The organism is Acidipila rosea, assembly GCF_004339725.1.
GTDB lineage: Bacteria > Acidobacteriota > Terriglobia > Terriglobales > Acidobacteriaceae > Acidipila > Acidipila rosea.
Window position 1 is genome coordinate 163,468 of record NZ_SMGK01000005.1, and the last position, 26,553, is coordinate 190,020.

The 26,553-nt window shown below is 56.8% G+C and carries 24 protein-coding genes, 1 tRNA gene and 1 pseudogene; 18 read left to right on the top strand and 8 right to left on the bottom strand.

Going from position 1 to position 26,553, the window contains the following annotated elements:
• The first annotated feature begins 114 nt into the window (after positions 1-114).
• From C7378_RS14455 to C7378_RS14480, 6 genes are all read left to right on the top strand, one after another.
• Entirely contained in the window at positions 115-1,755 is a 1,641-nt protein-coding gene (locus C7378_RS14455; RefSeq protein WP_243648274.1) for a Na+/H+ antiporter, read from the top strand.
• A gap of 380 nt (positions 1,756-2,135) precedes the next feature.
• Positions 2,136-2,630: an HPP family protein gene (locus tag C7378_RS14460; protein ID WP_131998300.1), complete on the top strand. Its 495-nt coding sequence runs from the start codon at positions 2,136-2,138 to the stop codon at positions 2,628-2,630.
• Positions 2,631-2,959: 329 nt separating this feature from the next.
• Complete coding sequence (locus tag C7378_RS14465) at positions 2,960-4,120, top strand: c-type cytochrome (protein ID WP_243648275.1); 1,161 nt, start codon at positions 2,960-2,962, stop codon at positions 4,118-4,120.
• A 3-nt stretch (positions 4,121-4,123) separates the two neighbouring features.
• A complete protein-coding gene (locus C7378_RS14470; protein WP_131998306.1) occupies positions 4,124-5,956 on the top strand; it encodes a hypothetical protein in 1,833 nt (610 codons plus the stop codon).
• Between the two features lie 126 nt (positions 5,957-6,082).
• Entirely contained in the window at positions 6,083-6,562 is a 480-nt protein-coding gene (locus tag C7378_RS14475; RefSeq protein ID WP_131998309.1) for a carboxymuconolactone decarboxylase family protein, read from the top strand.
• Positions 6,562-7,047, top strand: a complete 486-nt coding sequence (locus C7378_RS14480; RefSeq protein ID WP_131998312.1) for an RrF2 family transcriptional regulator — start codon at positions 6,562-6,564, stop codon at positions 7,045-7,047. Before C7378_RS14475 ends, C7378_RS14480 begins: the two co-directional genes overlap by 1 nt.
• Positions 7,048-7,210: 163 nt before the next feature.
• Here C7378_RS14480 and ric read toward each other — a convergent pair whose 3' ends face one another.
• A complete protein-coding gene (gene ric / locus C7378_RS14485; RefSeq protein ID WP_131998315.1) occupies positions 7,211-7,927 on the bottom strand; it encodes an iron-sulfur cluster repair di-iron protein in 717 nt (238 codons plus the stop codon).
• Between the two features lie 181 nt (positions 7,928-8,108).
• Here ric and C7378_RS14490 point away from each other — a divergent pair, with 181 nt between their 5' ends.
• Positions 8,109-8,813, top strand: a complete 705-nt coding sequence (locus C7378_RS14490; protein WP_131998318.1) for a Crp/Fnr family transcriptional regulator — start codon at positions 8,109-8,111, stop codon at positions 8,811-8,813.
• 43 nt (positions 8,814-8,856) lie between these two features.
• Here the strand turns inward: C7378_RS14490 and C7378_RS14495 are convergent, their stop codons facing one another.
• Both C7378_RS14495 and C7378_RS17855 read right to left on the bottom strand, forming a co-directional pair.
• A complete protein-coding gene (locus tag C7378_RS14495) occupies positions 8,857-9,081 on the bottom strand; it encodes a DUF6755 family protein (RefSeq protein ID WP_131998321.1) in 225 nt (74 codons plus the stop codon).
• Complete coding sequence (locus tag C7378_RS17855) at positions 9,078-9,854, bottom strand: QcrA and Rieske domain-containing protein (RefSeq protein ID WP_207901446.1); 777 nt, start codon at positions 9,852-9,854, stop codon at positions 9,078-9,080. The genes C7378_RS14495 and C7378_RS17855 overlap by 4 nt, the downstream gene beginning before the upstream one ends.
• 477 nt (positions 9,855-10,331) lie before the next feature.
• On the opposite strand from C7378_RS17855, the gene C7378_RS14505 reads away from it, so the two are divergent.
• The gene (locus tag C7378_RS14505; protein WP_165876822.1) at positions 10,332-10,670 is read left to right on the top strand and encodes a hypothetical protein; all 339 of its coding nucleotides are present in this window, start codon (positions 10,332-10,334) and stop codon (positions 10,668-10,670) included.
• Positions 10,671-10,691: 21 nt separating this feature from the next.
• Positions 10,692-11,054, top strand: coding sequence for a hypothetical protein (locus C7378_RS14510; protein WP_131998327.1), 363 nt, complete (start codon positions 10,692-10,694; stop codon positions 11,052-11,054).
• A 57-nt stretch (positions 11,055-11,111) separates the two neighbouring features.
• Here C7378_RS14510 and C7378_RS18225 read toward each other — a convergent pair whose 3' ends face one another.
• The 3 genes from C7378_RS18225 to C7378_RS14525 all read right to left on the bottom strand — a co-directional run bounded on the left by C7378_RS18225 (position 11,112) and on the right by C7378_RS14525 (position 14,547).
• Positions 11,112-11,333, bottom strand: coding sequence for a type IV secretion system DNA-binding domain-containing protein (locus C7378_RS18225; RefSeq protein WP_424221497.1), 222 nt, complete (start codon positions 11,331-11,333; stop codon positions 11,112-11,114).
• Positions 11,334-12,717: 1,384 nt separating this feature from the next.
• Positions 12,718-13,593 carry an SDR family NAD(P)-dependent oxidoreductase gene (locus C7378_RS14520; RefSeq protein ID WP_131998333.1) on the bottom strand — a complete coding sequence of 292 codons (876 nt, stop codon included), beginning with the start codon at positions 13,591-13,593 and terminating at the stop codon, positions 12,718-12,720.
• A gap of 63 nt (positions 13,594-13,656) precedes the next feature.
• A complete protein-coding gene (locus C7378_RS14525; protein ID WP_131998336.1) occupies positions 13,657-14,547 on the bottom strand; it encodes an SDR family oxidoreductase in 891 nt (296 codons plus the stop codon).
• Between the two features lie 226 nt (positions 14,548-14,773).
• Between C7378_RS14525 and C7378_RS14530 the strand changes: the two genes are divergently transcribed.
• Complete coding sequence (locus C7378_RS14530; RefSeq protein WP_341539154.1) at positions 14,774-15,286, top strand: TetR/AcrR family transcriptional regulator; 513 nt, start codon at positions 14,774-14,776, stop codon at positions 15,284-15,286.
• A gap of 70 nt (positions 15,287-15,356) precedes the next feature.
• On the opposite strand, the gene C7378_RS18230 is transcribed toward C7378_RS14530, so the two are convergent.
• On the bottom strand, positions 15,357-15,581 hold the full coding sequence (locus tag C7378_RS18230; protein ID WP_131998342.1) for a helix-turn-helix domain-containing protein: 225 nt from the start codon (positions 15,579-15,581) through the stop codon (positions 15,357-15,359).
• A gap of 199 nt (positions 15,582-15,780) precedes the next feature.
• On the opposite strand from C7378_RS18230, the pseudogene C7378_RS14540 reads away from it, so the two are divergent.
• The 6 genes and pseudogenes from C7378_RS14540 (at position 15,781) to C7378_RS17765 (ending at position 20,277) form a co-directional block, all read left to right on the top strand.
• Positions 15,781-16,248 (top strand): annotated as a pseudogene (locus C7378_RS14540) (nuclear transport factor 2 family protein).
• Between the two features lie 277 nt (positions 16,249-16,525).
• Positions 16,526-16,966, top strand: coding sequence for a MarR family winged helix-turn-helix transcriptional regulator (locus C7378_RS14545; protein ID WP_243648276.1), 441 nt, complete (start codon positions 16,526-16,528; stop codon positions 16,964-16,966).
• 58 nt (positions 16,967-17,024) lie between these two features.
• Positions 17,025-17,588 carry a cysteine hydrolase family protein gene (locus C7378_RS14550; protein ID WP_131998348.1) on the top strand — a complete coding sequence of 188 codons (564 nt, stop codon included), beginning with the start codon at positions 17,025-17,027 and terminating at the stop codon, positions 17,586-17,588.
• 2 nt (positions 17,589-17,590) lie between these two features.
• Positions 17,591-17,920: a hypothetical protein gene (locus tag C7378_RS14555; RefSeq protein WP_131998351.1), complete on the top strand. Its 330-nt coding sequence runs from the start codon at positions 17,591-17,593 to the stop codon at positions 17,918-17,920.
• Positions 17,917-19,188, top strand: a complete 1,272-nt coding sequence (locus C7378_RS14560) for an MFS transporter (RefSeq protein ID WP_131998354.1) — start codon at positions 17,917-17,919, stop codon at positions 19,186-19,188. The genes C7378_RS14555 and C7378_RS14560 overlap by 4 nt, the downstream gene beginning before the upstream one ends.
• 930 nt (positions 19,189-20,118) lie before the next feature.
• Positions 20,119-20,277 (top strand): hypothetical protein, encoded by a 159-nt coding sequence (locus C7378_RS17765; protein ID WP_165876824.1) that lies wholly within the window; start codon positions 20,119-20,121, stop codon positions 20,275-20,277.
• A 1,043-nt stretch (positions 20,278-21,320) separates the two neighbouring features.
• On the opposite strand, the gene C7378_RS14565 is transcribed toward C7378_RS17765, so the two are convergent.
• Positions 21,321-21,395, bottom strand: a tRNA-Phe gene (locus tag C7378_RS14565).
• A 511-nt stretch (positions 21,396-21,906) separates the two neighbouring features.
• Here C7378_RS14565 and dnaA point away from each other — a divergent pair.
• Together dnaA and C7378_RS14575 are read left to right on the top strand one after the other, a co-directional pair.
• On the top strand, positions 21,907-23,358 hold the full coding sequence (gene dnaA, locus C7378_RS14570) for a chromosomal replication initiator protein DnaA (protein WP_131998357.1): 1,452 nt from the start codon (positions 21,907-21,909) through the stop codon (positions 23,356-23,358).
• Between the two features lie 325 nt (positions 23,359-23,683).
• A complete protein-coding gene (locus tag C7378_RS14575; RefSeq protein WP_131998360.1) occupies positions 23,684-26,269 on the top strand; it encodes a TonB-dependent receptor in 2,586 nt (861 codons plus the stop codon).
• The last annotated feature ends 284 nt before the right edge of the window (positions 26,270-26,553 follow it).

Here is a 26,553-nt window from a genome sequence, read left to right on the forward strand (position 1 = left end):
AGCCAGGGGCTGTTCCATTGCCGCAAGCGTGATCAAAAACTATTCGGAATCAGCGTGTGGATGACGCGCAGGTGTATTTAATCCTGTGCGGATATTGTTGATAACGCCAGCCTAATGACACTATGGAAAGTGAAGGAGGGCTGCACTCATCCGATGGATCACGTGAACTACATTCTGGTGCTGCTGATTGGCCTACTATGCTCTGTGGCGGCGGTGGCCGGGCTGGCACGCCGGTTTGCCATTTCCTATCCCATTGTTCTCGTGGTGTTCGGGTTGCTGTGTTCGCTGCTGCCACACATTCCACGCATCCCGCTGCCGCCCTCGGTGGTGTTCCTGGTGATTCTGCCGCCCCTTCTTTATGTGGCGGCGTGGCAGACGTCGTGGCGAGAGTTCAAATACAACCTGGTGTCGATCTCGAGCCTGGCTGTACTGCTGGTCTTCTTTACCGCTGTTGGCGTGGCCTTTGCAGCGAAGTGGTGGCTGCCGGGATTCAACTGGCAGCTCGGATTTCTGCTGGGGGCTGTGGTCTCGCCAACCGACGCCGTCGCTGCGACCTCAATCGCGCGCAAGGTAGGAATGCCACAGCGCATCGTGGATCTGCTTGAAGGTGAGAGCCTGCTCAACGATGCGACCGGGCTGCTAGCGTTGGAGTTCGGTGTGGAGATGGTGCTGCAGGGGACCGCTCCAACCATAGGTCGCGGCATACTCGAGTTCGCCTGGCTGACGGTAGGAGGACTGCTTGTAGGTCTGGTGATTGGATGGGTGGTCACATGGCTGGAACGCTGGGTGGATGACGGGCCAGTCGAGATCGCTCTGTCGCTGATCGTGCCGTATGCTGCCTACCTGACGGGGGAAGCGGTGAAGGGCTCAGGCGTGATTGCGGTCGTGGTATGCGGTCTGTTCGTAAGCCGGCGCAGTTCGGACTTTTTTTCCCCGGGTGTACGGTTACAAGCCGTGGCAGTGTGGGACGCGCTGGAGTTTCTGCTGAACGGGTTGGTGTTCGTGCTCATCGGCCTGCAGCTTCCGTATGTATTGGATGGGATTCATGGACAAAGCAAGCTGGGCCTGCTGGGATATGGCGTTGCCTTCTCAGCCATTCTGGTGCTGCTGCGTATGGTCTGGATGTATCCCGCAGCAAGCGCAGCGTGGTGGGTGCGAGCGCGCATTGCGAAGCAGGCGTATGAACGTCCGAGAGCAAACCAGGTTTTTGTGGTGGGATGGACGGGGATGCGCGGCGTTGTTGCGTTGGCCGCGGCTAACTCACTACCTCTTACCCTCAATGACGGAAGCCCGTTTCCTCAGCGAAGCTTTATCATCTTCCTGACCTTTTCCCTCATCCTGGTAACACTCGTTCTGCAGGGTCTTTCGTTGCCCTGGCTGATCCGTGTCTTACGCATTTCGAAAGAAAATACGCAGTTCTGCGAAGAAGTAGAGGCGAGACAACTGCTGTTGAAGGCGGCAATCGACTTCCTTGGTGAACGCAGGAGGTCAGCGGAGGGAGAACATGAGGTGCATCTCTATGAGGATCTGCTGCACGAGTATCAACATAAGCTGGAAGAGATCGACGGCTGTGCGCCGGACGGAAGCGATCCGGTAAGAGATTCGAATGGACTCACGATGAGCAATCTTCTGTTGGATACGATCCGGCGGGAGCGCGAAGAGCTGAACCTTTTACGGGCCCATGGGAGGATCGGGGATAGCGTGCATCGCAGCCTGGAGCGAGAGCTCGATCTAAGCGAGATCCGGCTTGCATAGTATGTTTGCGTGGTTGGAGCGCGAGGTCTCCAAATTGTTCTCGAGATAGCAGTATCAGTGAAACAGGCTCGCCGGCTGCACTTTCATCGTGAGGGACATTGTTTCCGCTCCTCCGCGGAGATTGTACAGCCGACCTGATCGTAATCGTCCTACCGCGAGCCGGCAGCTAGAGTGGAGTTCGGCCGCCGGTTGCAGCGAAGATTTCTCCAGAGATGGCGAGTATCCCGCAGCGATCATGTCATTCCGCGTCAGGGTTAGAGCGAAGCGGCCCGAAGAGTAGAAGGCAGGATGATCGGGTGGAGCTACGTGCTTCAGCACCTGTTGTTCGACGGGCGCCATGGCTGTAACTAAACTTGATGAACTGGATTTGATTCATCGCTATGCGCCACAAAGATATCTATCTTGCTCCGCTTCTCGAAGCTGCATTGATAGCGGTGATCGCACTGGGCGGCTGGGTGAGCCACAGTCCGCTTGTCTTTGCGAGCCTCGGCCCTACTGCATTTGAACTGATCGAGACACCGGAGAGGCCGAGCGCACGTCCGTACAACATCATTGCAGGAAACATCATCGCCATTGGAGCTGCATTTTTCGCATTGTGGCTTACCGGCGCGAGAGGTGTGCCGAGCGTTTCGTCGGCCGGTGTTCCGGGGCTTCGTGTCTGGGCGGCCGTCCTTGCAGCAATGCTTACGGTCTTTGGAACATTGCTGTTGAAGGCGACACAGCCTGCTGCGCTTTCGACGACGCTGCTGATTTCTCTCGGAGTCATGCAGACACTCAAAGATGCAGGTCTCATCCTGATGGCCATCCTGTTGATGACAGCTATGGGTGAACCAATTCGTCTATGGCGCCAACGAGACAGGCAAAGAGCGCAGTAGGAGACACTTTAATGAAACCTCCGAAGAGCAGGCGAGCGCAGTTGTGACAGATGAATAGGTAACTTGAACGGCCGGCTCAGCGCGGCCGCTTGCGGAGGCCTCTTCTCCGCCGCTGCCATGAGGCCAAATCAAAGCTGCGTTCGTCGCCTACGTTTGAACTTCTGAGCCGACGATGTGCGGCATGTTCTGACGCACGCCCTGCGCCGAGCAATCAAGTCGCGGCATCCTGCATCCTAAGGGAAAAATGTCACGATGGTTCTCGGCGCAGAATGGCGGGAGCGATAGGAAAGGTGCAGCAAGTGGGCGTGGTCTGCAAAATGTGTAGTCGCTTGGCCACCACTGCTGGTGTCTGGGCCGCTTACATTTCCCATTTCATTTTGGCCGCGTTCGGTTTCGTACTTTCCGTCGCGGCTGTTCCTGCCTGTGCGCAAGCCATCCACTATGCTCATCCACCCGACGCCAACAACGGCGCAGTCATCTATAACTCCGGCTGCATCGCCTGCCATGGCGCCGAAGGCAAGGGCGCTCCGCAGAGCCTCACCGTTTTCACGCGGCCTGACAGCTTTCCTGACTTCACCGCGTGCAGTCAGACCACGCCTGAGGTCGACTCCGCCTACAAATCTGTCATCGTTCATGGTGGTCCTAACTACGGCTTCTCGCAGATCATGCCGGCATTCGGACAACTTCTCACCGATCGCCAGATCAATGATGTTGTTGCGTATCTGCGTACGTTCTGCCATAACGTACATCACTACCCACGGGGCGAACTCAATCTGCCTCGCGCCCTGGTCACGGAGAAGGCATTCCCTGAAGACGAACTCGTGCTCTCCGCAGCCGCCAATGTCTCCGGCGCGGCCAGCAACACCATCGACGCGATCCACGAGCAGACCTTTGCTGGCCGTAACCAGCTTGAGGTGGATGTCCCTGTCAATCACGCTGACCTCAACGGACAGGGCACCAGTGGGGTAGGCGACGTTACTGTCGGCCTCAAGCGCGAGCTCTTCTCCAGCCTCCACACTGGTTCGATCCTGAGCCTGCAAGGTGGAATTCTTCTCCCTACCGGCGATAGCCGCAGTGGATTCGGCGCAGGGGCCGCTACCTTTGAGCCGTTCGCCGCTTTTGACCAGCTATTCAAGACGAATACCTGGATTCAATTCCAGATCGGCGGCGATCTGCCGACCAACCGCAAAAACACCCCGAACAGTCTTTTCTATCGCACTGCTCTCGGGCAAACCTTCGCCCGCGATCATGGGCTCGGCCGCCAGTACAGTCCAATGGTCGAACTGCTTGCGAGACGCGACTTCACCACCGGCGCCGTAACCGACTGGGACATCCTTCCCCAGATGCAGGTCACGCTGAGTCCTCGCCAGCATGTCCGCGCCGACATTGGTGTACGCGCTCCCTTCACCGATACCCAGGGGCGCAAGCCGCAAATAGTCTTCTACGTTCTCTGGGATTGGGCGGACGGCAAATTCTGGGAAGGCTGGTAACCGATGCTCACTCGCATTCTCACGTGTGTTGCTTTTTTGATTGCCGCCTCACCTCTTCCGGCCTTGTTCCAGGATGGTGCTCAGTCTGCGCCGCAGCAGCAGTCCCAGAACGTTCCTCCCGGCCAGAGCGAGCCGCGCATCCCGACTGAGGCCATTCCTCAGCCTCTTCCGAGCGATCCCAGTCTCGCTCCTGCCGATCCTCGCCGCGCTGCCGCCGCTGTTCATTCTGAATTTCGCACCTCCGACCGGTGCGTCGCGTGTCACAACGGCCTGATCACCAGCAGTGGAGAAGACGTCTCCATCGGCCTCCAGTGGCAAGCCAGCATCATGGCCAATGCCGGCCGCGATCCTTACTGGCTCGCGAGCATCCGCCGTGAGACTCTTGATCACCCCACCGCCAAGTCCGATATTGAAGACGAGTGCTCCACCTGCCACATGCCCGTGCAGCACTACGCCAACCGTGACGCCGGCCGCAAGACGGCGGTCTTCATCCATCTCCCGCTCCAGCTGCTTCCGAAGGGCGACCACGCCGCTGCCGATGGCGTCTCCTGCTCGGTTTGCCATCAGGCGGAGGCCACAGATCTTGGAAAGCCTATCAGCTTCAATGGGAACATCACGTTTGCCCGGCCGATCAAACATCTTCTGCGTCCGGAATACGGCCCCTACAGCATCGACGCAGGCCATCAGAGCGTCATGGAATCCTCTACCGGCGGCTATGACCCGATGCAAGGCGACCACATCCGCGATGCAGGCCTCTGTGGCTCCTGCCACACCCTTTACACGAAGGCTCGTGGCCCAAATGGCAAGACGGTGGGCGTACTCCCTGAGCAGATGCCCTTCCTCGAGTGGCAGCATAGTGACTACTCCGCGGGGAACACCTCCAATCCTGCCGGTGCGCCGGTCTCTGTGTCGAATGTGATCACCACATCCAACGCGTCTCAGCAGAAGCCTCGGCCGCAGACCTGCCAGGAGTGCCATATGCCGGAGGTCACCTCGCCGACTCCGGTCACCGCGCTCTATGGACAGCCTCGCGAGGGCGTGCACCGCCACGTCTTCGTCGGCGGCAACTTCCTCATGCAGGCCATGCTTCAGGAGCATCGCCAGGCCCTGGCCGTCGAGGCCCAACCGGATCAGCTCCAGGCCGCTGTTCAACGCACCACCAAATTTCTCCAGACCCAGTCTGCCAGAGTCGAAATTAACGGCATCGCGCCCACAGCCCAGGGCCTTGCCTTTGAGGTCCACGCGCAGAATCTCACCGGGCACAAGTTCCCCACGGCCTACCCGTCCCGCCGCGTCTGGCTCCACGTCACGGTCCGCGACAGAGACAATCGCATCGTCTTCGAATCGGGCCATCTAAACCCCGACGGCTCCATCGTCGGCAATGCCAACGACGTGGACCCGCTCCGCTACGAACCGCATTTCACCGAGATCACCCAGCCCGACCAGGTCGAAATCTATGAGCCCATCCTCAAGGACTTGGAGGGCCACGTCACCACGGGTCTGCTTAGCGCGGTCGGCTACCTGAAAGACAACCGCCTGCTGCCAGCCGGCTTTGATAAAGCCACCGCGGTCCATGACATTCGCGTTGCCGGTCGCGCTGCCGCAGATCCCAACTTCAACGGCGATGGCAGCACCGTTCGCTACTCCGTCTCTACCCACCATGCCACGGGCCCGTTCCACATTGCAGTTGAGCTCATCTACCAGCCCATCGGTTTTCGCTGGGCCCACAATCTCGCTCCCTACCGTGCCCCGGAACCTGAGCGCATGGTCCGTTATTACGAGCAGGCCGCGCACGACTCCGCCGTGGTCGTCGCCCATGCCGAAGCAACCCGCTAGCCCTGGCAACCTGAGTGTGGCAACGCTTCAGATCGAGCCGGATCAAGATAAGCTTCCATGCCTATCAATTAAGGATATACAATATCCTTAATTGATAGGCGACTTCGTTGTTCGAGGAGATGGAAGATGTCGATACGGGTGGAGTATATGAAGCAGTCCGCGAACCTTTTCCGGAAGTACCTTACTTTCAGTCTGGGGATCAAAGAGGGCTCGATAGAGAAGAGCATTTTGCACCTGGTAGATCTGCGGGCTTCACAGATGAATGGCTGCGCCTTTTGTGTGGATATGCATGTGAAGGAGGCGAAGATCGCAGGCGAGCGTGAGTTGCGGTTGCATCATGTGGCGGTGTGGCGTGAGTCGACGCTCTTCAACCAACGCGAACGCGCGGCGCTTGAGTGGACCGAGGTGCTCACCAAGCTGCCGCCGCACGGTGTTCCGGACGAGATCTTCAATAAAGTGCGAGAGCAGTTGAGCGAGCAGGAGATCAGCGATCTTACGTTTGCGATCGTGGCGATCAACGGGTGGAACCGCTTGAGTATTGGCTTCAAAGCAGTGCCAGGATCGCAGGACGAAGCGTACGGCCTGACGAAGGCGGGCCTGAACTAATGCAGCTTAGAAACCATGTGGAGTGGGCGATTCACTGTTGCGCGATCCTCGCGGGAGTGCCGGAGGAGCACTATCTCGCCACTAGAGACCTCGCGGAGTTCCATGGTGTCCCCAAGGAATACCTGTCGAAGGCGCTGCAGGCGCTCTCGACAGCAGGTCTTATCGAGAGCACGCTTGGACCCGGCGGGGGGTACAGGCTTTCAAAGCCTGCGAAGGAGATTACCTTTCTCGACATCGTCGAGGCGGTGGAGGGAAAGGCGTCGACCTTTGTGTGCACGGAGATTCGGCGCAACAACCCCTGCAGGCCCAAAGGTGCACGGGAGAGCAAAGCCTGTGCTGTAGCGAGGGTGATGTGGGAGGCCGATGACGCGTGGCGCGCGAAGCTGCGCAGTGTGCGGCTCTCCGATCTGATCAAGACGCTGCAGCAAGATGTTCCCGCAGACCTTCTGGAGAAGACAGGCAAGTGGGTAACTCTAAGAACGTGAGAAGTAGTTGTCTGCTGATGGCTCAGGAAGGCGCGAAAAGAAAAGGCCCGCGCAGGAGGCTCCGAAAGACAACAATTCCCTGTGGCTATCAAAGATATGCGGGCTCATGCGTTTTGCGAGCCGTTCATCAATCGCAATTAGGAGGTACCTTATGTGGCCATAATCATTCCTTTCCGGCCAGGTTAATTGCCCTTGGAAAGAGCACATTGTTCTCAAGGTGGACATGACGGTGTGTCAGTGCCTCAAAGTCCGCAAGCGTCGTGTAGAGCGCATGGTACGTAGGGCAGGCACCTGCCGGGAGTTCAAAGTCGTTCGTCAGGCTCCGGATCGATGCAAGCGCAGCGCCGACAAGATCGTGATCAGCCATCATCGCTGCGATCGGATTGGCGACACTCCCGAAGAACGCATAGGGTTTCGCAGCACCTGTGACAGCTGCTGTTTCAAGGGAGATAATGTACGGAAAAAGAACTTGTTCTTCCTTGTCCATGTGTGGCGTCATCTCTTCAAGAATCTGCCCGACGAGCTGTTGAATCTGGACGAGCTCGGGATGGTTTGCGCCATGACGGCTGTTTACCTTGTTTGCCAGCACCGTGAGTCGTTCCAGTTCCGTGCGGGTTGGTGCATGACATTCACGCACGATGTGATCAACCAACTCCGACAACGGGCGCGCGATCCAAGGCTCTATTGGCTGAGGGGAATGACCCTCAGCTTCGGCGAGCTCCTGGAGAAGCTGTGGAAGGGGGATATTCTGCTCCGAGCAGACTTGCTCCAGCGGTTTTCTGCCGCCACAGCAGTAGTCGATTCCGAATCGTTCAAATACCCGCACCGATGATGGCTGTTCAATAGCCAAATCCCGAACCTGTTTCACTGCGGTTTGCATATTGTGTCCTCATCAACAACGTTAGAGGAGCCGGCAAAAAGTCTCAGTGACTTAAGTGCCTACATCGTGACTTTCTTGAGGATGATTCCGGCGACAGATCTTATGGCCAGGACACCCGCCAGGCATCTCCGCCAAGTGGCTTGATTGTTCGAGTGTGATTGGCACTGCTAGACTTCTCGCAATGATTCACGAACGCATAGATGTTGCCGCCGTCCTGCAAAAGACCGCGCTTTTGTCGAGCCTGAATCCCTCCGAGACTCAACTCCTGGCTGCTCGTACCTCGCGCAAGCGGTTTGATACCGGCGAACTCCTTTTTGCCGAAGGAGAGAAATGCCAGGGTTTGCACATCATTGCCGATGGCAAAGTTCGTATTTTCAAGACCTCGCTTGGCGGCCGAGAGCAGGTTTTAGCGATCAATGTATCCGGCGAGTGTGTTGCCGAGTTGCCTGTGTTTGACGGGGGCGTCTTTCCGGCATCGGCGATGGCCATTGAAGACACCGAGATCGCGTTCATCTCGCGATCCGACTTCCAGGCATTCTGCCTGGAACATCCGGGGGTAGCTCTCAAAGTCCTGGCCGTCGTCGGTGCGCGTCTGAGGCGCCTGGTCGGGATCATCGAAGAATTATCTTTTACGACTATTCGGCAGAGGCTTATCTCGGCGCTTGTGCGGCTCGCGGAAACCGAGGGCAAGCAAACCGAAGCTGGTATCGAATTCCAGTTGCCCGCAAGTCACCAGGAGCTGGCCAGTCAGCTTGGCACGGTTCGTGAGCTTATCTCACGCAACCTGATGCGATTGCAGGCAGAAGGCTTGCTCGATGTAGATGCGCGACACATTGTGGTGAAAGACATCAAGGGTCTCCGCGACCTTATCACTGCATCCTCCTAGCGGAGATAGGGCCTGAAATCAGCTCAAGGCGGATTTAAGCCAGCTATCGCTGCAGAGATCGGTCGAAGCGGAAGACGTAACGCAACAATCCTGCATTGATCGCAAAAAGAACGGTGGAACACGTAGCCGCAGGAATCGCCGTATGGGCGTCGTGGCGGAAGACTGCTTCCATGCTGACGGTTAGCAGCCATAACTGAACCACAACCCCTGTCGCAACCAGCACAAGGATCGCGGTGAAGAGGACCGTGCCTTGTCGTTGGACGCTCATGCTGTTACCTCAACCCCGGTAGCGAATAGCTGGTCGCCGCGCTTCTCCAGAACGATCCGCGGAAGGGGGCGAGTAGGCGGCCCTGCCGTCGGACGTCCTGCCTTGAGTTCAAATACCCCATTGTGACAGGGGCAGAAGAGTTCTTCTTCCTTGTAGATCACGGCACAGGACAAATGGGTGCAGACCTGGGAATAGGCCACAAGTTCGCCAGTGGGCATACAAACGGCGATGCAAGGATCTCTCTCAGTCGGATACCGAAACAACATCGACTTGCTGCGTTCTAGATCCGTAACCGATCCAATCATCTGGGCTGTGAATGTTTCGGCCCGATGACGATGCCAGATCCAGGCGACCAGCCAATTTGCAGCGGCCAGAATCGATGATCCAAGAGTGAGGAACTTGACCATCTCGCGACGGCTTACATAGTGATCGCCTTCCCACTCGATGGGAAAATCCTTTTTCCACTGTGGCCAGTTGGTGGCATACTCGCGGACAAAGTGGGCGGTAAGCGAATTCTCACCCTTGTCTTTCCGTTCACGGCAGTCATGGCAATTTTCCTTGCCTGCCCCACGGTGCGGGTTTTCACCTTGGGCGCGCTGGGGATGGCCGTCGCAATTGGCCTTGGCAATGGCGCGGTATTCAAACTTGTTCCGGAGTATTTTCCTCCCACTGTCGGAAGTGTGACCGGTATCGTAGGGGCGGCGGCCGGCCTCGGCGGATTTTTCCCACCACTTTTTGCTTGGAGCGATCAAGCAGCAGACGGGCTCGTTCACGCTCGGATTTGTCGCGCTCTCGGCCTTCTCCCTTGGCTGCCTCGTGGTGCTCTTGCTTACCCAACGCAATAAGGCTATGGTTCCGAGACACCAACACGAGGCGCATCGTGCTGACATTGCCGCTTCTAGCACTTACGATTGCCTCCTTTGAAGCTGTTGTGATCTGCCAGCTAACCGCGACCCGTTAGCACGATGGTATGCGAAGGTTGAAGCCCCTCAAAAAGCTGGTTGGGGTCTCAACCTCATCACCTATGATGATGGAGGAGCCGGACAATCGCTTGCCCGTCTTGTCGAGTATGTCTTCCCATTCGCAGTATCGCGAGATGAACGTTGACCGCAGTTCATGGTTTGGATAGGGCCGAAGGAATGCAGGATTCAATAATGGTAGACATTACGGACACTATCGCACTCCTTCACACAGGTGATCGGTCCGGAGCGCGCAACCGCTTTACCGCAATCTGGTCTCGGATGCAACCGATGCCCGATCCATATCAAGAATGCGTGCTATCCCACTATATGGCCGACCTGCAGGACGAAATCGAGAAGGAGCTCTCGTGGGACATCCGAGCCTTCGACGCAGCTCGTCGAGCGACCGACGAGGCTGCAAAGAATCACCACCCTTCTCTTTCGATCAAGGATTTCTTCCCTTCCCTCCATCTGAATTTGGCAGATGACTATTTGAGACTCGGGGAGTTCGACTCCGCAAGACGGCATCTACAGGATGGACTGCGCCTTCTATCAGCTCTGACGGATTCCCCCTACACAACTACGGTCCGCGGCGGCTTTGAACGAATCGCTGCAAGATTGAACGATTAGGCGCGGCTTTCGCGAAGGTTGATGCTACATCGAATTGAATCCGAACTCGAAGCAAGCGACTTCATCGTCTTGTTGGAGCCGGCGAGGGAGCGGTTGCTCAAACGCTACAATGCGACGCAAGAAGCCTTTCACATGGCGAAGGTGAAGCAGGACCACAAGGCCGAAGATCCTCCGGTACGCTCGGACAATCCAAGGAGTGGGAGTCGACCAACTCCGCCGCCGGGTTGGAACGCGGAAGGTGAGGGATGCTTGGCGGGCTTATTACTTGTTGAAAATGTGGTGGCCAGAGACGGCTTTGTTCAGGCATTACACACCGCTTTTCATCCCGATTACGGGGCTGACGTTCCAACCTGCAGCGTAGCTAAGCCTTTTAGAATATTTTGATAAAAGGAACTTCCTCCAAAATGGGATATGAAGTCCTTCCTCTAATCGAACCGCCGTTTATAGATCCCAATCTGCTTGCGTGCTATCTTCGGCCCACAGAAAGTTGATCCATTTCGCTACACGCGGTTCGGAAATTTTCAAAAATATCTTCGTCGCGGGCTGGGAGAGCATGGCTTCGGCATCCTTTCCGTAACGCTTCTCCATCTGGCTGCGTCCCGGCAGGCCCATGACGACTGGATTAGAAGTCTGGGTTCCACGGGGGGCCCCGCGATCATTCACTTATTGATACTGTCAATTTTGCGGCAAAACGCGGAGGCCGAACGAAAGGTGGATCCACTCCCTCCGAAGAGCAATTTCTCAAACGTCCGTCCGGCAAACTCAGCCGACAGCTATACCCACTGCGTGCTTTGCACGACCATTCAGCCAATCAATGGACAGTTCTTGCCAATTCCTGCCGTCATCCGTCGATCGGAAGACGGCCCCCTCTGTCGATAAAAAGAACAAACCTGGAGATGTGTCTACAGATGCAATTACGGCCGCTCGGTGGTCTTGGGAATTGGGCAGTCCGCCCAGCGTCTTCTCCCAGGGAGCATTTCCCTCTCTTCGATACACGTACGAATGGGCGTACGGTTCGTAGTGAGCCCCATAAGCGCTTTTTGCAGCCGACATCACCATAGCTCTTGAGGGCCTCGCACTTATTGCCATACTCCAGCAATAAGTGCCGTCTAGTCCTTGCTCAAAGCGTTGCCAGGTCTCTCCATCGTCACTGCTTTGAAAGAACCCGTCTCCAGCGGCTGAATAGAGAGTGTTTCGTTCAAGCGGGTTTGAAATGAGCCAGTGCGTGTCCTTTGGCGCGGACCGTACACGATCAACCCAACGGCTTCCTGCATCTTTGCTGCGCAACATTGCTCCGGCTTCGATCGCAACGTGGAGATCGTCTGGACGCTCGAAATCCGGCAGAATCGCCCTGACATGGTGGGTATGTGGGCGAGGAGGGAAGCTCCAATTCTCCGCAGATGGAAGTTCGGTAAGCCGTGGCAACGCAAACCAGGTTTCCCCGAGGTCATCCGATCGAAAGACTCGGCTTGGCTCGGTGCCCGCAAACAGAACACCGGACTCGGCAGCGGCAAGGGCAGTCACCGTCGCCTCCGGGAATCCAGCACAAGGGGCCCAGGCTCGGCCGGCATCTGACGTTCTAAACAGCCCGGCACCAAACGTTCCACAAAATGCCACGTCCCTAGTTTTGTGATCGGCGAGGACGCATTCGACCTGTTTATCTTCGAGTTGGGTCGCTCCTTGCCAGCGGTTCTCTGAACCTCTGACAACTGAGATTCCCTCGCTTGTTGCCAGATAGATCGTATTCACCGTGAATCGCTCCTGATCGCTCATGTCTTCTAGCTTTCGCCGAGTCGGCATAAGCACCTCGCGTAACTCATCTGGACTCAACCCCTCGTTGCAAACCAGTGCCATACGCTCGCGTAGCCAAACCGCCTTCATCGTCATTGTCGTCGTGAGGCTGCCCTCACCATGAATCACGAATGAGGTATCTGGTCTGGCTCCGCGAGCCGCCCGCTACTGTGGATTCACTCACTCTGTCATCGCAAACGCTATCAAGAGTGAGGCGGACGAAAACGCCTTTGCTGTCGCGGCTTGGAATCCGGCGTCATGCCTTATCCGGGATTCCCCGGATAAGTTCCTGGACCCACGCCTCACTGGTTATCTTCGGCACGCCCATCGCGGCGTTGGCAACGTCGTCCCATGCTTCCCAGGTGGCTAGACGCTCGGCGTAAGCGGCGCGCGCCCGAGGCAGAATCGAGGTGCCCAGCCCGAGCCGCAACGGCGGGTCGTCCGCATCCACGAGCTTGAGAACGGCTTCTGCGGTCGCCTCAGGATCGCCACGTTCCATGCCGGCAAGATGTGTCAGAAACTGTTTCCGGAACTCCGCGTATGGTTGCTGCGCATCGGCGATCTGTGCGTCTTTGCCGAAGTCGGTCGCATAGGCGCCTGGTTCCACGAGTGTCACGTGGATGCCTAACGGTTTGACCTCCTGCGCCAGCGCTTCGTGTTGCGCTTCCACGGCCCATTTGGTCGCACAGTAGTAGCCGATGAGGGGCATCGACGTAATTCCAAGACCACTGGAAACGCCCAGAATGTGTCCGCTCCCCTGTTGACGCAACAGAGGCAGAGCTGCTCGCAGCACCCGGATCATGCCGAGGTAGTTCACATCGAACAGTTTGTGGATCTGCTCGTCGCTCGCCTCCTCGGTCGCTGCAACCACGCTGGTGCCTGCATTGTTGACGAGAACGTCGAGCCTGCCGAAGTGCGCGTACGCTTGCTGCACCACCTGCTTCACCTGCTCGGCATTGGTCACGTCGAGGGCCAGTGGAAAAACAGCATCGCCGAAGTGCTCCGTGAGATCGGCGACGTCAGCGAGTTTGCGGGCAGTTGCCGTGACCCGATCGCCGCGCTTGAGTGCGGCTTCTGCCCATATGCGGCCAAAGCCGCGCGATGCGCCGGTAATGAACCATGTCTTCTTCATATTCGATTCCTCTGTAACGGTTTGAATTGAGTTGGGTTGTAGATAGCGCCTCGGCCTCTTTGTTCAGTCCTGCGCATAGCGCATGCTTTTTAGATCGGCGATCAGCCCTGGTCCTTCCGGACTCCATCCAAGTTGTTGCCGCGTCTTCGCACTGGAACCATGAAGGTCCCTGCCCGCAAAAAGTCCGAGAAAGCCGAAATGTTCCTGCGCCTCTTCCGCAGAAATGGAACGGACGGGTACATTCAACCCGTGGCCGACGGCTGTGGCGATATCTACGAGCGGCACACCCTCTTCGGCCACGGCATGATAGCGTGCGCCTGTCTCATGCCTTTCCAGCGCGAGCCGGTACAGGCGACCGGCATCCAGCCGATGCACCGCGGCCCAGCGATTTTGTCCATCGCCAACGTATGCCGAAACGCCCTTCTGCCGGGCCACTGCGATGAGATAGCTGACCAGGCCCTGCTTGACCGTATCGTGAACCTGGGGAAGTCGAACCACTGCTGTGCTCACTCCGCGCGCCTGGAGAGCCGCACCGGTCGCTTCGGAAGCGCGAGGGTGTGAACTGGAGACGGGAACCGGCGGATCATCCTCGGTGGCGAGATGACCGTGGGCAATCACGGCAAGTCCACCTGTAAGGATGAACGGGCGGCTGGAACCCTGGAGTGCATCGCCGATGACTTCGATCGCATGCCTATCGAGTTCGCAGCTTTCCGCGAACCTCGTCCAGTCGTGCCGGAAGGCGGTGTGGATGACGGCGTCCGAGGCGGCCGCTCCACTGCGCAGGCTTTCCAGGTCTTCCAAGTCGCCGCGATGCACCTCAGCACCGGCGGCGATGAGCGCCTGGGTTCCTGCGTCCGAGCGCGCCAGGCCAAGTACCTGGTGCCCAGCATCCATAAGTTCTTTCACGATGGCAGAACCGATAAATCCGGTAGCGCCGGTCACAAAAACACGCATCTTTCTCCTCCTGTTGCATTGATCCTTACGATTTCTTAGGTGCGGTGGTTGACGGGCCGCCGCGGCATCCAATAGAACGGAGACAGTCTCCTAATCCTATAGATAAGTGGAGACTGTCTCCGGTTGCAGAAAAGTTTGTGGAATGGCGAAAAAGAAATCAAAACCAGACGCAAGAACGCCAAGCCGGAAACCACGCACCGACGCGCTGCGGAATCGAGAGCGCATCTTGGAGGTTGCAAAAGACGCATTCACTCGATATGGTGCGCAAGCCAGCCTCGACGAGATTGCAAAGCAGGCAGAGGTCGGTGCAGGAACCTTATACCGTCACTTTCCTTCGCGCGAGGAGCTACTGAAGGCCGTCTACCGAACTGAAATTGAAAAGCTGGCTGAGGCACAGCGCACGTTCGCCGAGACCTTGTCTCCGGTGGAGGCATTGCGAGCCTGGCTGCTGTTGTTCGTTGAAGCCATCGCCGCTAAGCAGGTGATCGCCCCTGCCCTGAAGGAACTCGCAGGAGACCCCAAGAAGGTTTTCGAGGCTTCGTATCTGCAAATCCAGGAGGCAGTTCGAGCACTGGTGAAGCGCGCTATCCAGAGCGGCGATCTTCGCCGGGATATAGAGCCTGCCGATCTGCTGCGTGCTCTGGTCGGCGTCGCCCATGTGGCTGACACCACAGACTGGCAGCAGAGTGCTCGCAGACTGGTGGATATCCTCATCGCAGGCTCACGCGCGGCGCAGTAGATCTTGGCTTAAGATTATGTCTTCCAAAAGTGGGGCGATCCAATTGGAATCAGTGGAGAGACTTGATCTGCTATGCAGAGGGTCCAAAGGATCGCCGCCAGACGCTTGGTGATACGCCCACGGAGTATTTGAAATGTTCCCTGAGCACGGACGCAGATCGGAACCCCGCTTCCCCAGCGATGCTTTCGATAGAACGCTGGGCTGTTTCCAACAGATGCTGTGCCCGGCGAACCATGGCTTTCGCAAGCCTTTGCGCAGGACTCAGCCCCACTTGGTCCACGAAATGCCTCGACACGGTGCCATCCTTCTTTCACAAAGCCAGGCCGGGACTGCTGCCTGAGGCACACGCGTCTGTGCGCGAACAAGATTCCCGCATCACCCAAAGCTGAATTTGAACTCGCAGCTTCAGGCATCCGAGCCACCCGATCTACCTGGACGCGAGCAGAAACTGCCATTGAAAGCAGCTATGCTGGCTTGAAGAGGACTTGTTTGCCATGACTTCTCGTCCACCACTGCCTCCCTTCACACAAGAAGCAGCAGCTCAAAAGGTTCGCCTCGCCGAGGACGGATGGAATACCCGTAACCCTGAAAAGGTCTCACTTGCCTATGCTGTGGATTCACGTTGGCGGAACCGCGCCGAATTCATATCCGGCAGAGATCAGATCGTCGCATTCCTCTCGCGAAAATGGACCAGAGAGCTGGACTACCGGCTCATCAAGGAACTGTGGGCATTTCACGGCAATCGCATCGCCGTCCGGTTTGCCTACGAATACCACGATGACTCTGGAAATTGATTCCGCGCCTATGGAAATGAGAACTGGGAGTTTGATGACCAGGGATTGATGTATGCAAGGCATGCCAGTATCAATGATTTGCCCATCACGGAAGCCGGCCGGAAATTTCATTGGTCTCTGGGAAGGCGACCTGACGGCCATCCGGGCTTGAGCGATTTGGGCCTTTAGCGCGCAGAATCCATGGTCTCGCCCGCGCTTCCCTGCAGTCGCGCGGCGGACCATCTATTCCCGGTAGAGCTCCGGCTTGGATGAGCGCATTGGATGACACGATTATTGAGAATCGATACTCGCGTAATGGCAGCATCTGCTCTGCGGCCCCTCTTATGAGAGGCTGATTCGTAAGGCTGCTGATAAGTAGAGTCCAGCCGTCACCACTGAGTAAGTATACAGTTTACCTGTACAGCCAGGCTGCATATGTGCCATACTGGGATCCATGAGTGATCCGGTGAGTCCTTATCGAGACGAGCGCGCCTCTGCACTTGCCGCGGAGCTTCGTGCGATCTTGGGCAAACTCAAGCGGAAGCTGCGCGAGCAGGGAGGGCAAAACGATTTGACGCCTTCCCAGGTCTCCGTTCTGCTTCGTATTGAAAAAGACGGTCCCGCAGCAGTATCAACGCTGGCCAGGGCAGAGGGCATGCGTCCTCAATCGATGAGCGCCATCATAACGTCCTTACTCGAAGCCGGATTGGTGTGCGGCGCTCCGGACCCGAATGACAGGCGGCAGACCTTGATGGCACTCTCCCGGAAATGCCAGAAGTGGCTTAAGGACGGTCGCGCCGCCAGGCAGGATTGGCTCACAACCACCATCCAGAAGAAGCTCTCCACTCACGAACAACAGAAACTTGCTTCTGCGGTGGAACTGCTCGGCCGCCTTATCGAAGACTGATGTCTTCGCGTGCGGCCACACAACTCTGATTCACATTCCCGTCGAGGAGAGGAACCCTATGCCCCTTAGCACTCTCGATCCAGAGACCGCACTGATTGTTGTTGATCTTCAGAAAGGTATTATCCCCTTACCCTTTATCCATCCGATCGCTGGAGTCATTGAACGAACCTGCGCTTTGCTCGACGCCTTTCGCCAGCGCAATCTTCCGGCCGCTCTGGTCAATGTCGCGGGAAGTGCCCCAGGCCGGACGGAGCAGCCGCGCCGCATCTCGACGTTCTCTGAAGGGTTCAGCGATCTGATTCCGGAACTAAATCGCCAGCCCGGCGACATTGTGGTGACGAAGCGCACATGGGGCGCCTTTGCGAGCACTGACCTTGAGGCGCAGCTCAAAGCGAAAAGAGTCACACAGGTGGTCGTCACCGGCGTGGCAACCGGAACCGGCGTGGAAGCCACTGCCCGGCAGGCGTATGAAGCAGGGTTCCATGTGACGCTTGCGATGGACGCTATGACCGATTCGCGTCCCGAAGCCCACGCCTACAGCCTCGCCCATGTCTTTCCGCGCCTCGGAGAAACGGGCTCAACTCAGGACATACTCGACCTGCTGGCAACAAGGAGCGCCTGATCGTGAACTGGCTTTATCTTGTGTCGTACTTCTTTGGGGGGATTTTTCTGGCCAACGCCGTACCGCATTTTGTCAGCGGCATGATGGGACAGCCTTTCCAATCTCCCTTTGCAAAGCCGCCCGGCAAAGGTCTTTCCTCGTCTACAGTGAATGTTCTATGGGGCTTCTTCAACGCCGTCATCGGATACCTTCTCGTTGTGCGCGTGGGTATCTTTCATCTCAGATCGATCGGTGACGTTCTTGTTCTTGCCCTTGGCGCACTGCTGATCAGCCTTTTGTCGGCACGGCATTTCGGCCAGTTTCATGGAGGCAACGCACCCGGGCGCTCATGAAGAATCCTGTGGCGGGCGCTCTCCGCGCCCTGGGCATCTTCAACTTTCGGGTGTGGACTGTCGGCGCTCTGGTGTCCAACATCGGCACATGGATGCAGCGCGTCGCTCAGGACTGGCTTGTCCTCACACAACTCACGCACCACAATGCCTCGGCCGTTGGCATCGTCATGGCGCTGCAGTTTGCCCCGCAGCTACTTTTGCTGCCCTGGAGCGGACTTGCCGCGGATCGCTTCAATCAGCGAAAGCTTCTTATATTTACCCAGGCGGCGATGGGTTTACTCGCGCTCGCTCTGGGCATTCTTACGATCTCCGGGGTCGTCCAGCTCTGGCAGGTCTATGTCTTTGCATTCCTCTTTGGCTCCGCGGCGGCGCTCGATGCGCCAGTACGGCAAACGTTCGTTGGAGAACTTGTGGGCGACGAGCACCTGCATAATGCCGTCGCCATCAATTCCACATCCTTCAATGCCGGCCGGATGATCGGCCCGGCAGTCGCCGGCATCGTCATCGCAACAGTGGGAACCGGATGGGCATTTGCGATAAACGGCCTGTCGTTTGCCGCAGTTGTGATCTCGATCTTGTTGCTACGCAAATCAGAACTGTCCCCAAATCCACGTACTCGACATAGTGCAGGTGGCTTTCTGGAAGGATTCCACTATGTCTGGGGTCGTCGTGACCTTCGGGCAATCCTGCTGATGCTATTTCTTATTGGCACCTTCGGGCTTAATTTTCCTATCTTCATTTCGACGATGGCAGTTGATGTCTTCCATGCCGATGCACGAGGCTTCGGATTGCTGTCTTCCATCATGGCAATCGGTTCCATCGTCGGGGCGCTGTTTTCAGGGAGCCGGCAGAAACCCAGATTTGGCACTTTACTCGCCGGCTCATCGGTCTTCGGCATCGGATGCATCTTCGCTGCCCTGGCTCCGGGTTACTGGTGGTTTGCTGCCGCTCTCATCCTCGTGGGTGGTGCGGCCCTCACCTTCACCAATACAACCAACAGTATGATGCAGCTCACTACCGAACCTGCCCTGCGAGGCCGGGTCATGGCCTTCCGCGTGGCCATAGCTCTTGGTGGCACGCCCATTGGAGCCCCCATCGTGGGTTGGGTGGCAAACCATTTCGGTCCGCGTTGGGCCCTTGGCATTGGCGCGTCATCGGGGCTTGCCGCTGCCCTGGTTGCTCTCTATGTTCAGTTCTGGTCGACCGGACTTGAAGATGCGGAATTCAGCCCGACGAGTTCTGCTGGATGCCCTATTGATGGATCATGAGAAGTGAAGTGTTGCTTACTGGTCAAATCACTTATCCACCGCGACTTGGGCGCGTCCAGGCGGATAGAATCCTCGTAAACGGGCATCTAGCGATCAACATCTTTCGATTTTCAATGAGTGCCCAATCGTGTTTCCAGCCCGCTTGAGTCTGCAAACGTGCTAAGGCCTGATGTCATAAATTGAGACTCCTGAGCGGCGGCGTGAGTCTAAACTGGGCGACGATGAGCTGCGACGGAATATCAACTTGTACGCCCCATCCTTGCCAAATTCCTGGGAGTGGGTCTCTCCGGCGGGATAGAAGAGCATCAAGCCTTGCCGGGGCTCGATGCTTCGTCCGACAATTCGCTCATGCTAGGAACCCTGAAGCACAATGGTGAACGAGCTTTCTACGTGAGCGTGCCGGGCCATTGCTGCGCCTCCTACATAGTGTCCCAATCGAAGATCGTTCATCAACAAGCTCCGTTCAGAGATGGAGACGTTGCGCGGGAACGCACCCGATGAGGAAAAGGCCATCCATATCAATACGAACCAACGAATCGCCAGGGCCGACCAATTTTGCAACGGCCCGTTGCAGAATTGGGGATTTTAACACTCATCGGCCTAATGGAACGTTTCGCCCCCAGGGAATGAAACCTACCGGCGTGAGCAGGCCACGTCTAATTCGACGATTTCCACCGTATCCTTATCCTTTTGGAAGCTCGCGTCCCCGCTGATACGGTTGTAATTGAGATGGCATGGGGAGCTCGATGAAAGCGAACACGACAGAAGAGCTTGCGGCTGAATTGGGTGTTGATTGGCGATTCTTGGCTGTTGGACGAGAGAAGGCAGCAAAGGAGCTGATTCGGTTATTAGAGGCGTGTCAATCGCTAGTCGTTCCTGACACAAGCTTGGTGGGGTTCGGCTCTCTTGCATCAGATACGGAGTTTTCTAATGAGCATACTTGGATATTCGACAGGCGCAATTGCGTTAGGAGATTTCACTCACGCGCTCACACTCCTGTCTGCCTATAACTTCAATGCAGTCGAGCTATCAGCCCTTCGTATCGGCGAAATGGAGCCCCTAATTGACGCTTTGCCTAACCTGAGTTAGGCACAATATAGCTATATATCCTTTCATGCGCCCAGTTCCTTCACCGAACAAGAAGAGCCGCTCCTCATTAGACTTCTTCAGCGGCTCCCACAGAATTGGCCAATCGTTCTGCATCCTGACGCCATTCACGACGTGTCATCTTGGCGATCTTTAGCACCGCGATTGGCGATTGAGAATATGGACAAGCGGAAAGGAATAGGCCGATCGGCCGCAGAGCTCGTTCGGGTTTTCGACTTGCTGCCTGGCACAACAATGTGTCTCGACCTGGGCCACGCTCGACAAGTCGACTCATCTATGGTCGGGGCTCATCAGTTGCTGAGAGCGTTCGGCGACCGCATTGTGCAACTTCACGTGAGTGAAGTTGATACCTCCAATCAGCACGACATAATCTCCAGAGTGGCGGAGCTAGCTTTTTCCCAAGTGCGACGCTTTATCCCTCACGATGCAGCAATCATTCTTGAGAGTAGAGTCGCGGAGTCGCAAATCCAATCTGAAGCTGACAAAGTCCACAGTATACTTAGCGATCCTACCGAGGACGGGCAGTCAGCCATGCTCGCTTACGCCTAAGTAACTATCACGCTGCGCTCAAATCACGGAAAATGACTTTTGAGGTTTGGATACTGCACCCGAATCGCGGAATTTAGAGAGTGTTTGTACTGAAATCACGGACAGAGTGGAATGGACAGAGAGGTGCTTCGCCGGTTCGGCAATGTTCTCTGCGCACAGTCTGGGCGACCGACTGCGCCGACGAGATATCTCTTCAGGGACAGCGTCTTGCCACCAAATCTAGGCTTTGAAGAAGCAGGTATGAGAACTGTAGAGCAGCCTTCTGGGGCCCTGCGCTCCAGACGATTCCTTTCGAGCCAATATTTTCACGCGTCGCAGAAAATATCTGTCTGCCAAATTTTGGCGTCCCCGCGCTGCCGAAGACGTTCCTGTACTCTCCGGCAATCCAAGGCGTGGGAGTTGACCGACTCCGCCGCCTGGTTGGAACGTTTCGGAGGGTGAGGGATGCTTGGCGGCCTTATTACTTGTTGAAAATGTGGTGGCCAGAGACGGGATCGAACCGCCGACGCCGGCCTTTTCAGGGCCGCGCTCTACCACTGAGCTATCTGGCCTTGGGGAGAATTACTTCCAAGGAGGTATGTTAGCGGAGATCGATAGGGGATCTGCTACCGGACTGCTGCCCAACAACCTCGCTTAGTATAGCAAAACTCCCGGACTTGTCTTGGTGCCGGGCAGCGCATTCTCCGTGCGCTGCGAAACCCTGCCTCAAGGGGGAATTTTGAACAGGCAACGCATCTCCGCGAGGCGCTATCAGACGCATCAGTAACATTCTTCACAAGCATTGGTGCAACTCTGGGTGAATCACAGATTTCGCACCGAAACAAGGCTTTCAACGCCCTCGATTTGTGCTAGTCTGGGCCTCGTTCAATAGTGATTTTGTCCACGTCCTCCTGCTTGTAAAAAGAACCCGACCAACGGGACGAAGCCCGTCCAAAGGGTCCACGACACACCGACGAATCGCTTCCTCGACTGGGCATTGGCTCCCAGCGGAATGCTGTTTTTCAGAGAGTGTGCGGACTGCAAGTTCTTTTCAGGCAGCGGATGATGAGCTGAGGAAACACGATGTCTTTTATGTCTACGGCCCCGGCCACCCTGAACCCCTGGGTGCGCATCCTCGGAGCGCTCGAAAAGAAGGTCAACCGCCAGTCCTTCGAGACCTGGCTCAAGCCAACCCGGTTCAGTCATGTCAGCGGCAAGTTGCTCATCGTGCGCATCCCCACTGCCGATTTCGAGCATATCGGCGACCGCTACGGCGATCTTATCCAGGAAGCTATCGATAAGCTCGAGCTCGAGTTTGAAGATGTAAGTTTTGTCACTGCCGAAAAGGATCCGTCGCTGGCACGCATGCGCGAGGATGGCGGCTTCGCGCCGCAACCAGATCACTCGCCCAGCGCGCCTCCGGCGCAGGAGGCAGCCCCGTCGAAAAACAACGGCGCAGCAGCGCGCCCCCAGCAGGCAGGAGGGCCGCAGCAGGCCCGCTTTGACTGGAGTGCGGCCGCTCAGCTTAACCCCCGCTACACGTTCGATGGCTTTGTGACGGGTGCAGGGAACCAGTTTGCGCGCGCCGCTGCGATGGCCGTCGCCGAGCGCCCATCCAAGGCTTATAACCCCCTCTTCCTTTATGGCGGCGTTGGCATGGGCAAAACTCATCTCATGCAGGCGATCGGCCACGAGATGAAGCGCACCATCCCCACGGCATCCATCTGCTATGTCTCCAGTGAGAAGTTCACCAACGAGATGATCAACTCGTTGCGCTATGACAAGATGACCAGCTTCCGCGACAAGTTCCGCACAGTTGACCTGCTGCTCATCGACGACATCCAGTTCCTCGCGCAGAAAGAACGCACGCAGGAAGAATTTTTCCATACGTTCAATGCGCTGCACGAGAACATGAAGCAGATTGTCATCGCATCGGATCGTCCTCCCAAGGAACTGGCCGAAATTGAGGACCGTCTGCGTTCGCGCTTCGAGTGGGGTCTGATTGCCGACATCCAGCCGCCTGACCTTGAAACGAAGGTCGCCATCCTGCAGAAGAAGGCAGAGAGTGAGCAGATGGCGCTGCCCATTGATGTCGCGCTCTTCATTGCCTCGAACGTCCGCACCAACGTGCGCGAGTTGGAAGGCGCCCTGACGCGTCTCTTTGCATGGTGCGGACTAAATGGAGTCGAGATCACCCTGCCGACCGCACAGCAGTGCCTCAAGCAGTTTATTGATACGCAGGTGCGCAAGATCACCATTGAGGCAATTCAGCGTGTAGTTGCCGAGCAGTTCGGTATGAGGGTTGTCGAACTCAAGCAGAAGAACAACTCGCGACCGGTGGTTGTGCCGCGCCAGATTGCGATGTACCTTGCCAAGCAGATGACTGAAGCATCGCTGCCGGAGATAGGCCGAGCCTTTGGCGGCAAGCACCACACTACCGTTATGCACTCCATAGCGAAGATCGATGAGCAGCGCAGGGCGGATAAAGACCTCAATCGCACCCTGAACAAGCTGCAGGAGTCGCTCAACAGCTGATGCTACATAGCCTACTGTCTTTCGCGACCCTCCTCTGACGGGGTCGCGAAAGTGCTCTCGCGAGCGCGAGAAGTTGTTACCCCAGGCGAAGTATTTTCCGTAGGTGATTTTTCATCACAGAATCTCGAAGTGCTGCTGTCGATAGGTCAGTCTGTTTTTTTTGCCATGATCGAGATGGTTGTAACGGAAGCTTTACTCTGCCTTAACACCTCTGCAACGTTCACACCCCAATCTTAACTAAGTATTCATCTACACCTCTTCGCTTTGATCCGTAGAGCGTTAAGAGTTCCGGCCATTTTGAATAACTTTTTTAGGAGTTGCGTCTGTGCGCAAAGCAGCAGTTGTATGTGCAGTCATGTTCTTCAGCGTTCTCTTCGCCCGGGCTGCAAGCCCAAGCGCTATAAATGGGCACGTTCTTGATTCTTCCGGAGCTGCCATTCCGGGCGCCGACATTACTTTGACCAGCGTTGCCACCGGCGTCACAACCCATGTTTCCACCGCTGCAGATGGTTCCTATGCCATCAGCGGTCTGGCGAACGGATCTTATACGCTGGTCGTGGTGAAAGATGGCTTCGCGGCCGCGAAGCCGACGACGCTGATGATTCAGCCAGGCCAGATCATAACTTCAGATATCGCCATGTCCGTCTCGTCAGCCTCTGAGTCGGTCGTGGTGCATGGAGACGTTGTCTCGGGCGCGACGCCGGCCCCGACGCAGCAGCAGATCTTTAACTCCGATCAGACCATCCGCGTCATCGATCGCAAACAGATGGATATCGCCGGACCGGTGGCTGGCGCGGCTCAGCTCATTGCTACAACCCCGGGCGCAAACGTGACCGGCTACGGCAACACGGGCGCGACCAAGTACACGGTCTCGCTGAATGGCATTAATCAGGGCTGGGGCGGCTACGGCGGCTTCACTGGCGGCGGCTCACTGGGCGTGACGTTTGACGGTGTACCGATCGTCGATCCAGCGACTGGACTCTGGCAGTCGCCGAGCATTCCTGAGACGCAGATGATCCAGAACCTTAACGTGACCTACGGCCCGGGCGATCCTGCGGAGCGCTGGTACACCAACATCGGCGGCGCTGTGGAGTTCACTCCAATTCAGCCGACCGCCAAGCCGCATGCCGATCTCTTCCTGACCTACGGCAGCTATAACCAGAAGGACCTGACTCTCAACGCAGCGAGCGGCCTCTATCATGGCTGGTCGTCGGTGCTGTCGTTCGGCGCGGGCAGTGGAGATGACTTCCGGGTTTCGCCGGATGGCTTCACCAATCCAAGCAAGGACTGGGCGCTGCTGGTTAAGACCGTCAAAAACTTTCAGGACAACAGCTTTGAGTTCGGTGGCTACTATGCGCATGCGGGCGGCTATCGCTCGCAGGTGATTCTCACCGATCCCAATCCTGCCGTGACTGTGGACGGCCAGCCGGGCTCGCTGCAGTACAGCCAGAAGACGTCGGGCTACTACAGCACGCTGCCCTATAACAGCTACAACAAATACGACACGAACGATATGGCGCTCATCTATGGCCGCCAGAATATCAAGCTCGATGACACGATGTCGCTTCAGAACCTGGCATGGTTCATGCGCATTGACCGCACCCACTATCGCATCAACGATGTGTATGGTGGCGGCCCGCAACTGCGGGAGTGGAACAATCCGCACACCGATACAGTTGGCGACCGGCTCTTCTTTACCAAGCGGTTGCCGATGAACACCATCAGCGGCGGCGGCTACTATATCCACTCGCTGTATAACAGCCGGAACAACTTCTACAATCCTGCAGACGGCGGCTCGAAGCGTGTGGTGAATGCCGGCGGCAAGATTCGCTCGACCTACTTCAACCAGGATGATTTCGCTGTTTCCCTGCAGGACGATGTGCATCCCATCTCCTGGCTTCACGTGACGCCGGGCATCCGCTTCGTCGGTTTTCAGACCAACTTCGCCGATCACGCCGCACAGGACTTTACCCTCGGACCCGGAGCTGTTCTTAGCACGGTCTGCCGGTATATTCCTAATGTCGGAGAAAAGAATACAGCCACGAACCAGGGTGCATGCCCCGCGGCGCAGGAGAACCGCACCGGCATCGAGCCCTCTGCGAATGCCACGATCACGGCCCGTCCATGGCTGACGATCTATGGCGGCTATCTTGAAGCGTTGAAGGCGCCGCAGGTTGGCGGCGGTGGTGGGCTCTTCCAGTCCGTCGATCCGTCAAGCTATCACCTCGCCCGGCAGCGCTACTACCAGGCTGGCTTCAAGACTCATGCAGAAGGAACGGGGCTGCTGAACAGCTTCATCCTCGGTGCTGAATACTTCCATCAGAACTACGCGAACCAGGAAATTGATATCGGTCTGGCCAACGGCAACACCATCTCAACCAACGGAACTTCGTCTTACCATGGCGTGAACGCGTTCGTGGATGACGATCCGGTCACCAATCTTCACCTCTTCGCCAACGCAAGTCTGGAACGCGCAACCTACACTTACTACGTCATTGCCTATAACCCTAACGGCACGCCGGGTGCGAGCTACAACGGAAGCGCCGTTCCTTATGTGCCTGCTTCGACAGTGAACATCGGCGCCTACTACAACTTCAAGCCGACGGATAACCTGACCATTCAGCCGACTGCTTCGTTCCAGTTCATCGGGCGCCAGCACATCTTTGATAACAGCCTCGGTGCGCCGAGTCCGCTGACCATGGCTTCCTATGAAACATTGAACATGGGAGCAAAGGCGCCATTCCATCACTTCGACCTGAATGTGATGGCGCTGAATGTACTGAACAAGCAGTACAACGAATATGAGTACATCTCATCGGGTGGCTACTTCGGAACGCCGACGGGCGGCTATGCACTGGCCTACCCAGCTGCGCCGTTTACCATCTACGGTGGGGCAACCTTCCACTTCTAGTTGAGGAGCCCGCACTACCGGGATCTCCCTCTTTTCCAGAACCTCGCAAACTACACCGCCAGCCCTTAACAAGTGGGCTGGCGGTGTAGTCGTTTTGGGCGACTATAACCTTTCCCCATATCCCCCACTTCGGATTTGGCATAGAGCCGGGGAGGTCCATGCCTTCCATGTGAATCTCAAAAATAAGTTAGGGTTCAAAAATATTTATTGACGTCGCGTTCATAATTGTATACAAAACGGGTATCGCACTCCGGCCCTGCATCTTCTGGCAGGGAAATGCGGCT

What these genes read in the sequence shown, in the direction of transcription:
- C7378_RS14475 (WP_131998309.1), top strand. Translation starts at nt 6,083, where the DNA reads ATGTCGATACGGGTGGAGTATATGAAGCAGTCCGCGAACCTTTTCCGG.
- C7378_RS14480 (WP_131998312.1), top strand. Translation starts at nt 6,562, where the DNA reads ATGCAGCTTAGAAACCATGTGGAGTGGGCGATTCACTGTTGCGCGATC.
- ric (WP_131998315.1), bottom strand. Translation starts at nt 7,927, where the DNA reads ATGCAAACCGCAGTGAAACAGGTTCGGGATTTGGCTATTGAACAGCCA.
- C7378_RS14455 (WP_243648274.1), top strand. Translation starts at nt 115, where the DNA reads ATGACACTATGGAAAGTGAAGGAGGGCTGCACTCATCCGATGGATCAC.
- C7378_RS14470 (WP_131998306.1), top strand. Translation starts at nt 4,124, where the DNA reads ATGCTCACTCGCATTCTCACGTGTGTTGCTTTTTTGATTGCCGCCTCA.
- C7378_RS14520 (WP_131998333.1), bottom strand. Translation starts at nt 13,593, where the DNA reads ATGAAGAAGACATGGTTCATTACCGGCGCATCGCGCGGCTTTGGCCGC.
- dnaA (WP_131998357.1), top strand. Translation starts at nt 21,907, where the DNA reads ATGTCTTTTATGTCTACGGCCCCGGCCACCCTGAACCCCTGGGTGCGC.
- C7378_RS14525 (WP_131998336.1), bottom strand. Translation starts at nt 14,547, where the DNA reads ATGCGTGTTTTTGTGACCGGCGCTACCGGATTTATCGGTTCTGCCATC.
- C7378_RS14505 (WP_165876822.1), top strand. Translation starts at nt 10,332, where the DNA reads ATGCCCGATCCATATCAAGAATGCGTGCTATCCCACTATATGGCCGAC.
- C7378_RS14460 (WP_131998300.1), top strand. Translation starts at nt 2,136, where the DNA reads ATGCGCCACAAAGATATCTATCTTGCTCCGCTTCTCGAAGCTGCATTG.
- C7378_RS14510 (WP_131998327.1), top strand. Translation starts at nt 10,692, where the DNA reads ATGCTACATCGAATTGAATCCGAACTCGAAGCAAGCGACTTCATCGTC.
- C7378_RS14560 (WP_131998354.1), top strand. Translation starts at nt 17,917, where the DNA reads ATGAAGAATCCTGTGGCGGGCGCTCTCCGCGCCCTGGGCATCTTCAAC.
- C7378_RS14490 (WP_131998318.1), top strand. Translation starts at nt 8,109, where the DNA reads ATGATTCACGAACGCATAGATGTTGCCGCCGTCCTGCAAAAGACCGCG.
- C7378_RS17765 (WP_165876824.1), top strand. Translation starts at nt 20,119, where the DNA reads ATGAGCATACTTGGATATTCGACAGGCGCAATTGCGTTAGGAGATTTC.
- C7378_RS14495 (WP_131998321.1), bottom strand. Translation starts at nt 9,081, where the DNA reads ATGAGCGTCCAACGACAAGGCACGGTCCTCTTCACCGCGATCCTTGTG.
- C7378_RS14550 (WP_131998348.1), top strand. Translation starts at nt 17,025, where the DNA reads ATGCCCCTTAGCACTCTCGATCCAGAGACCGCACTGATTGTTGTTGAT.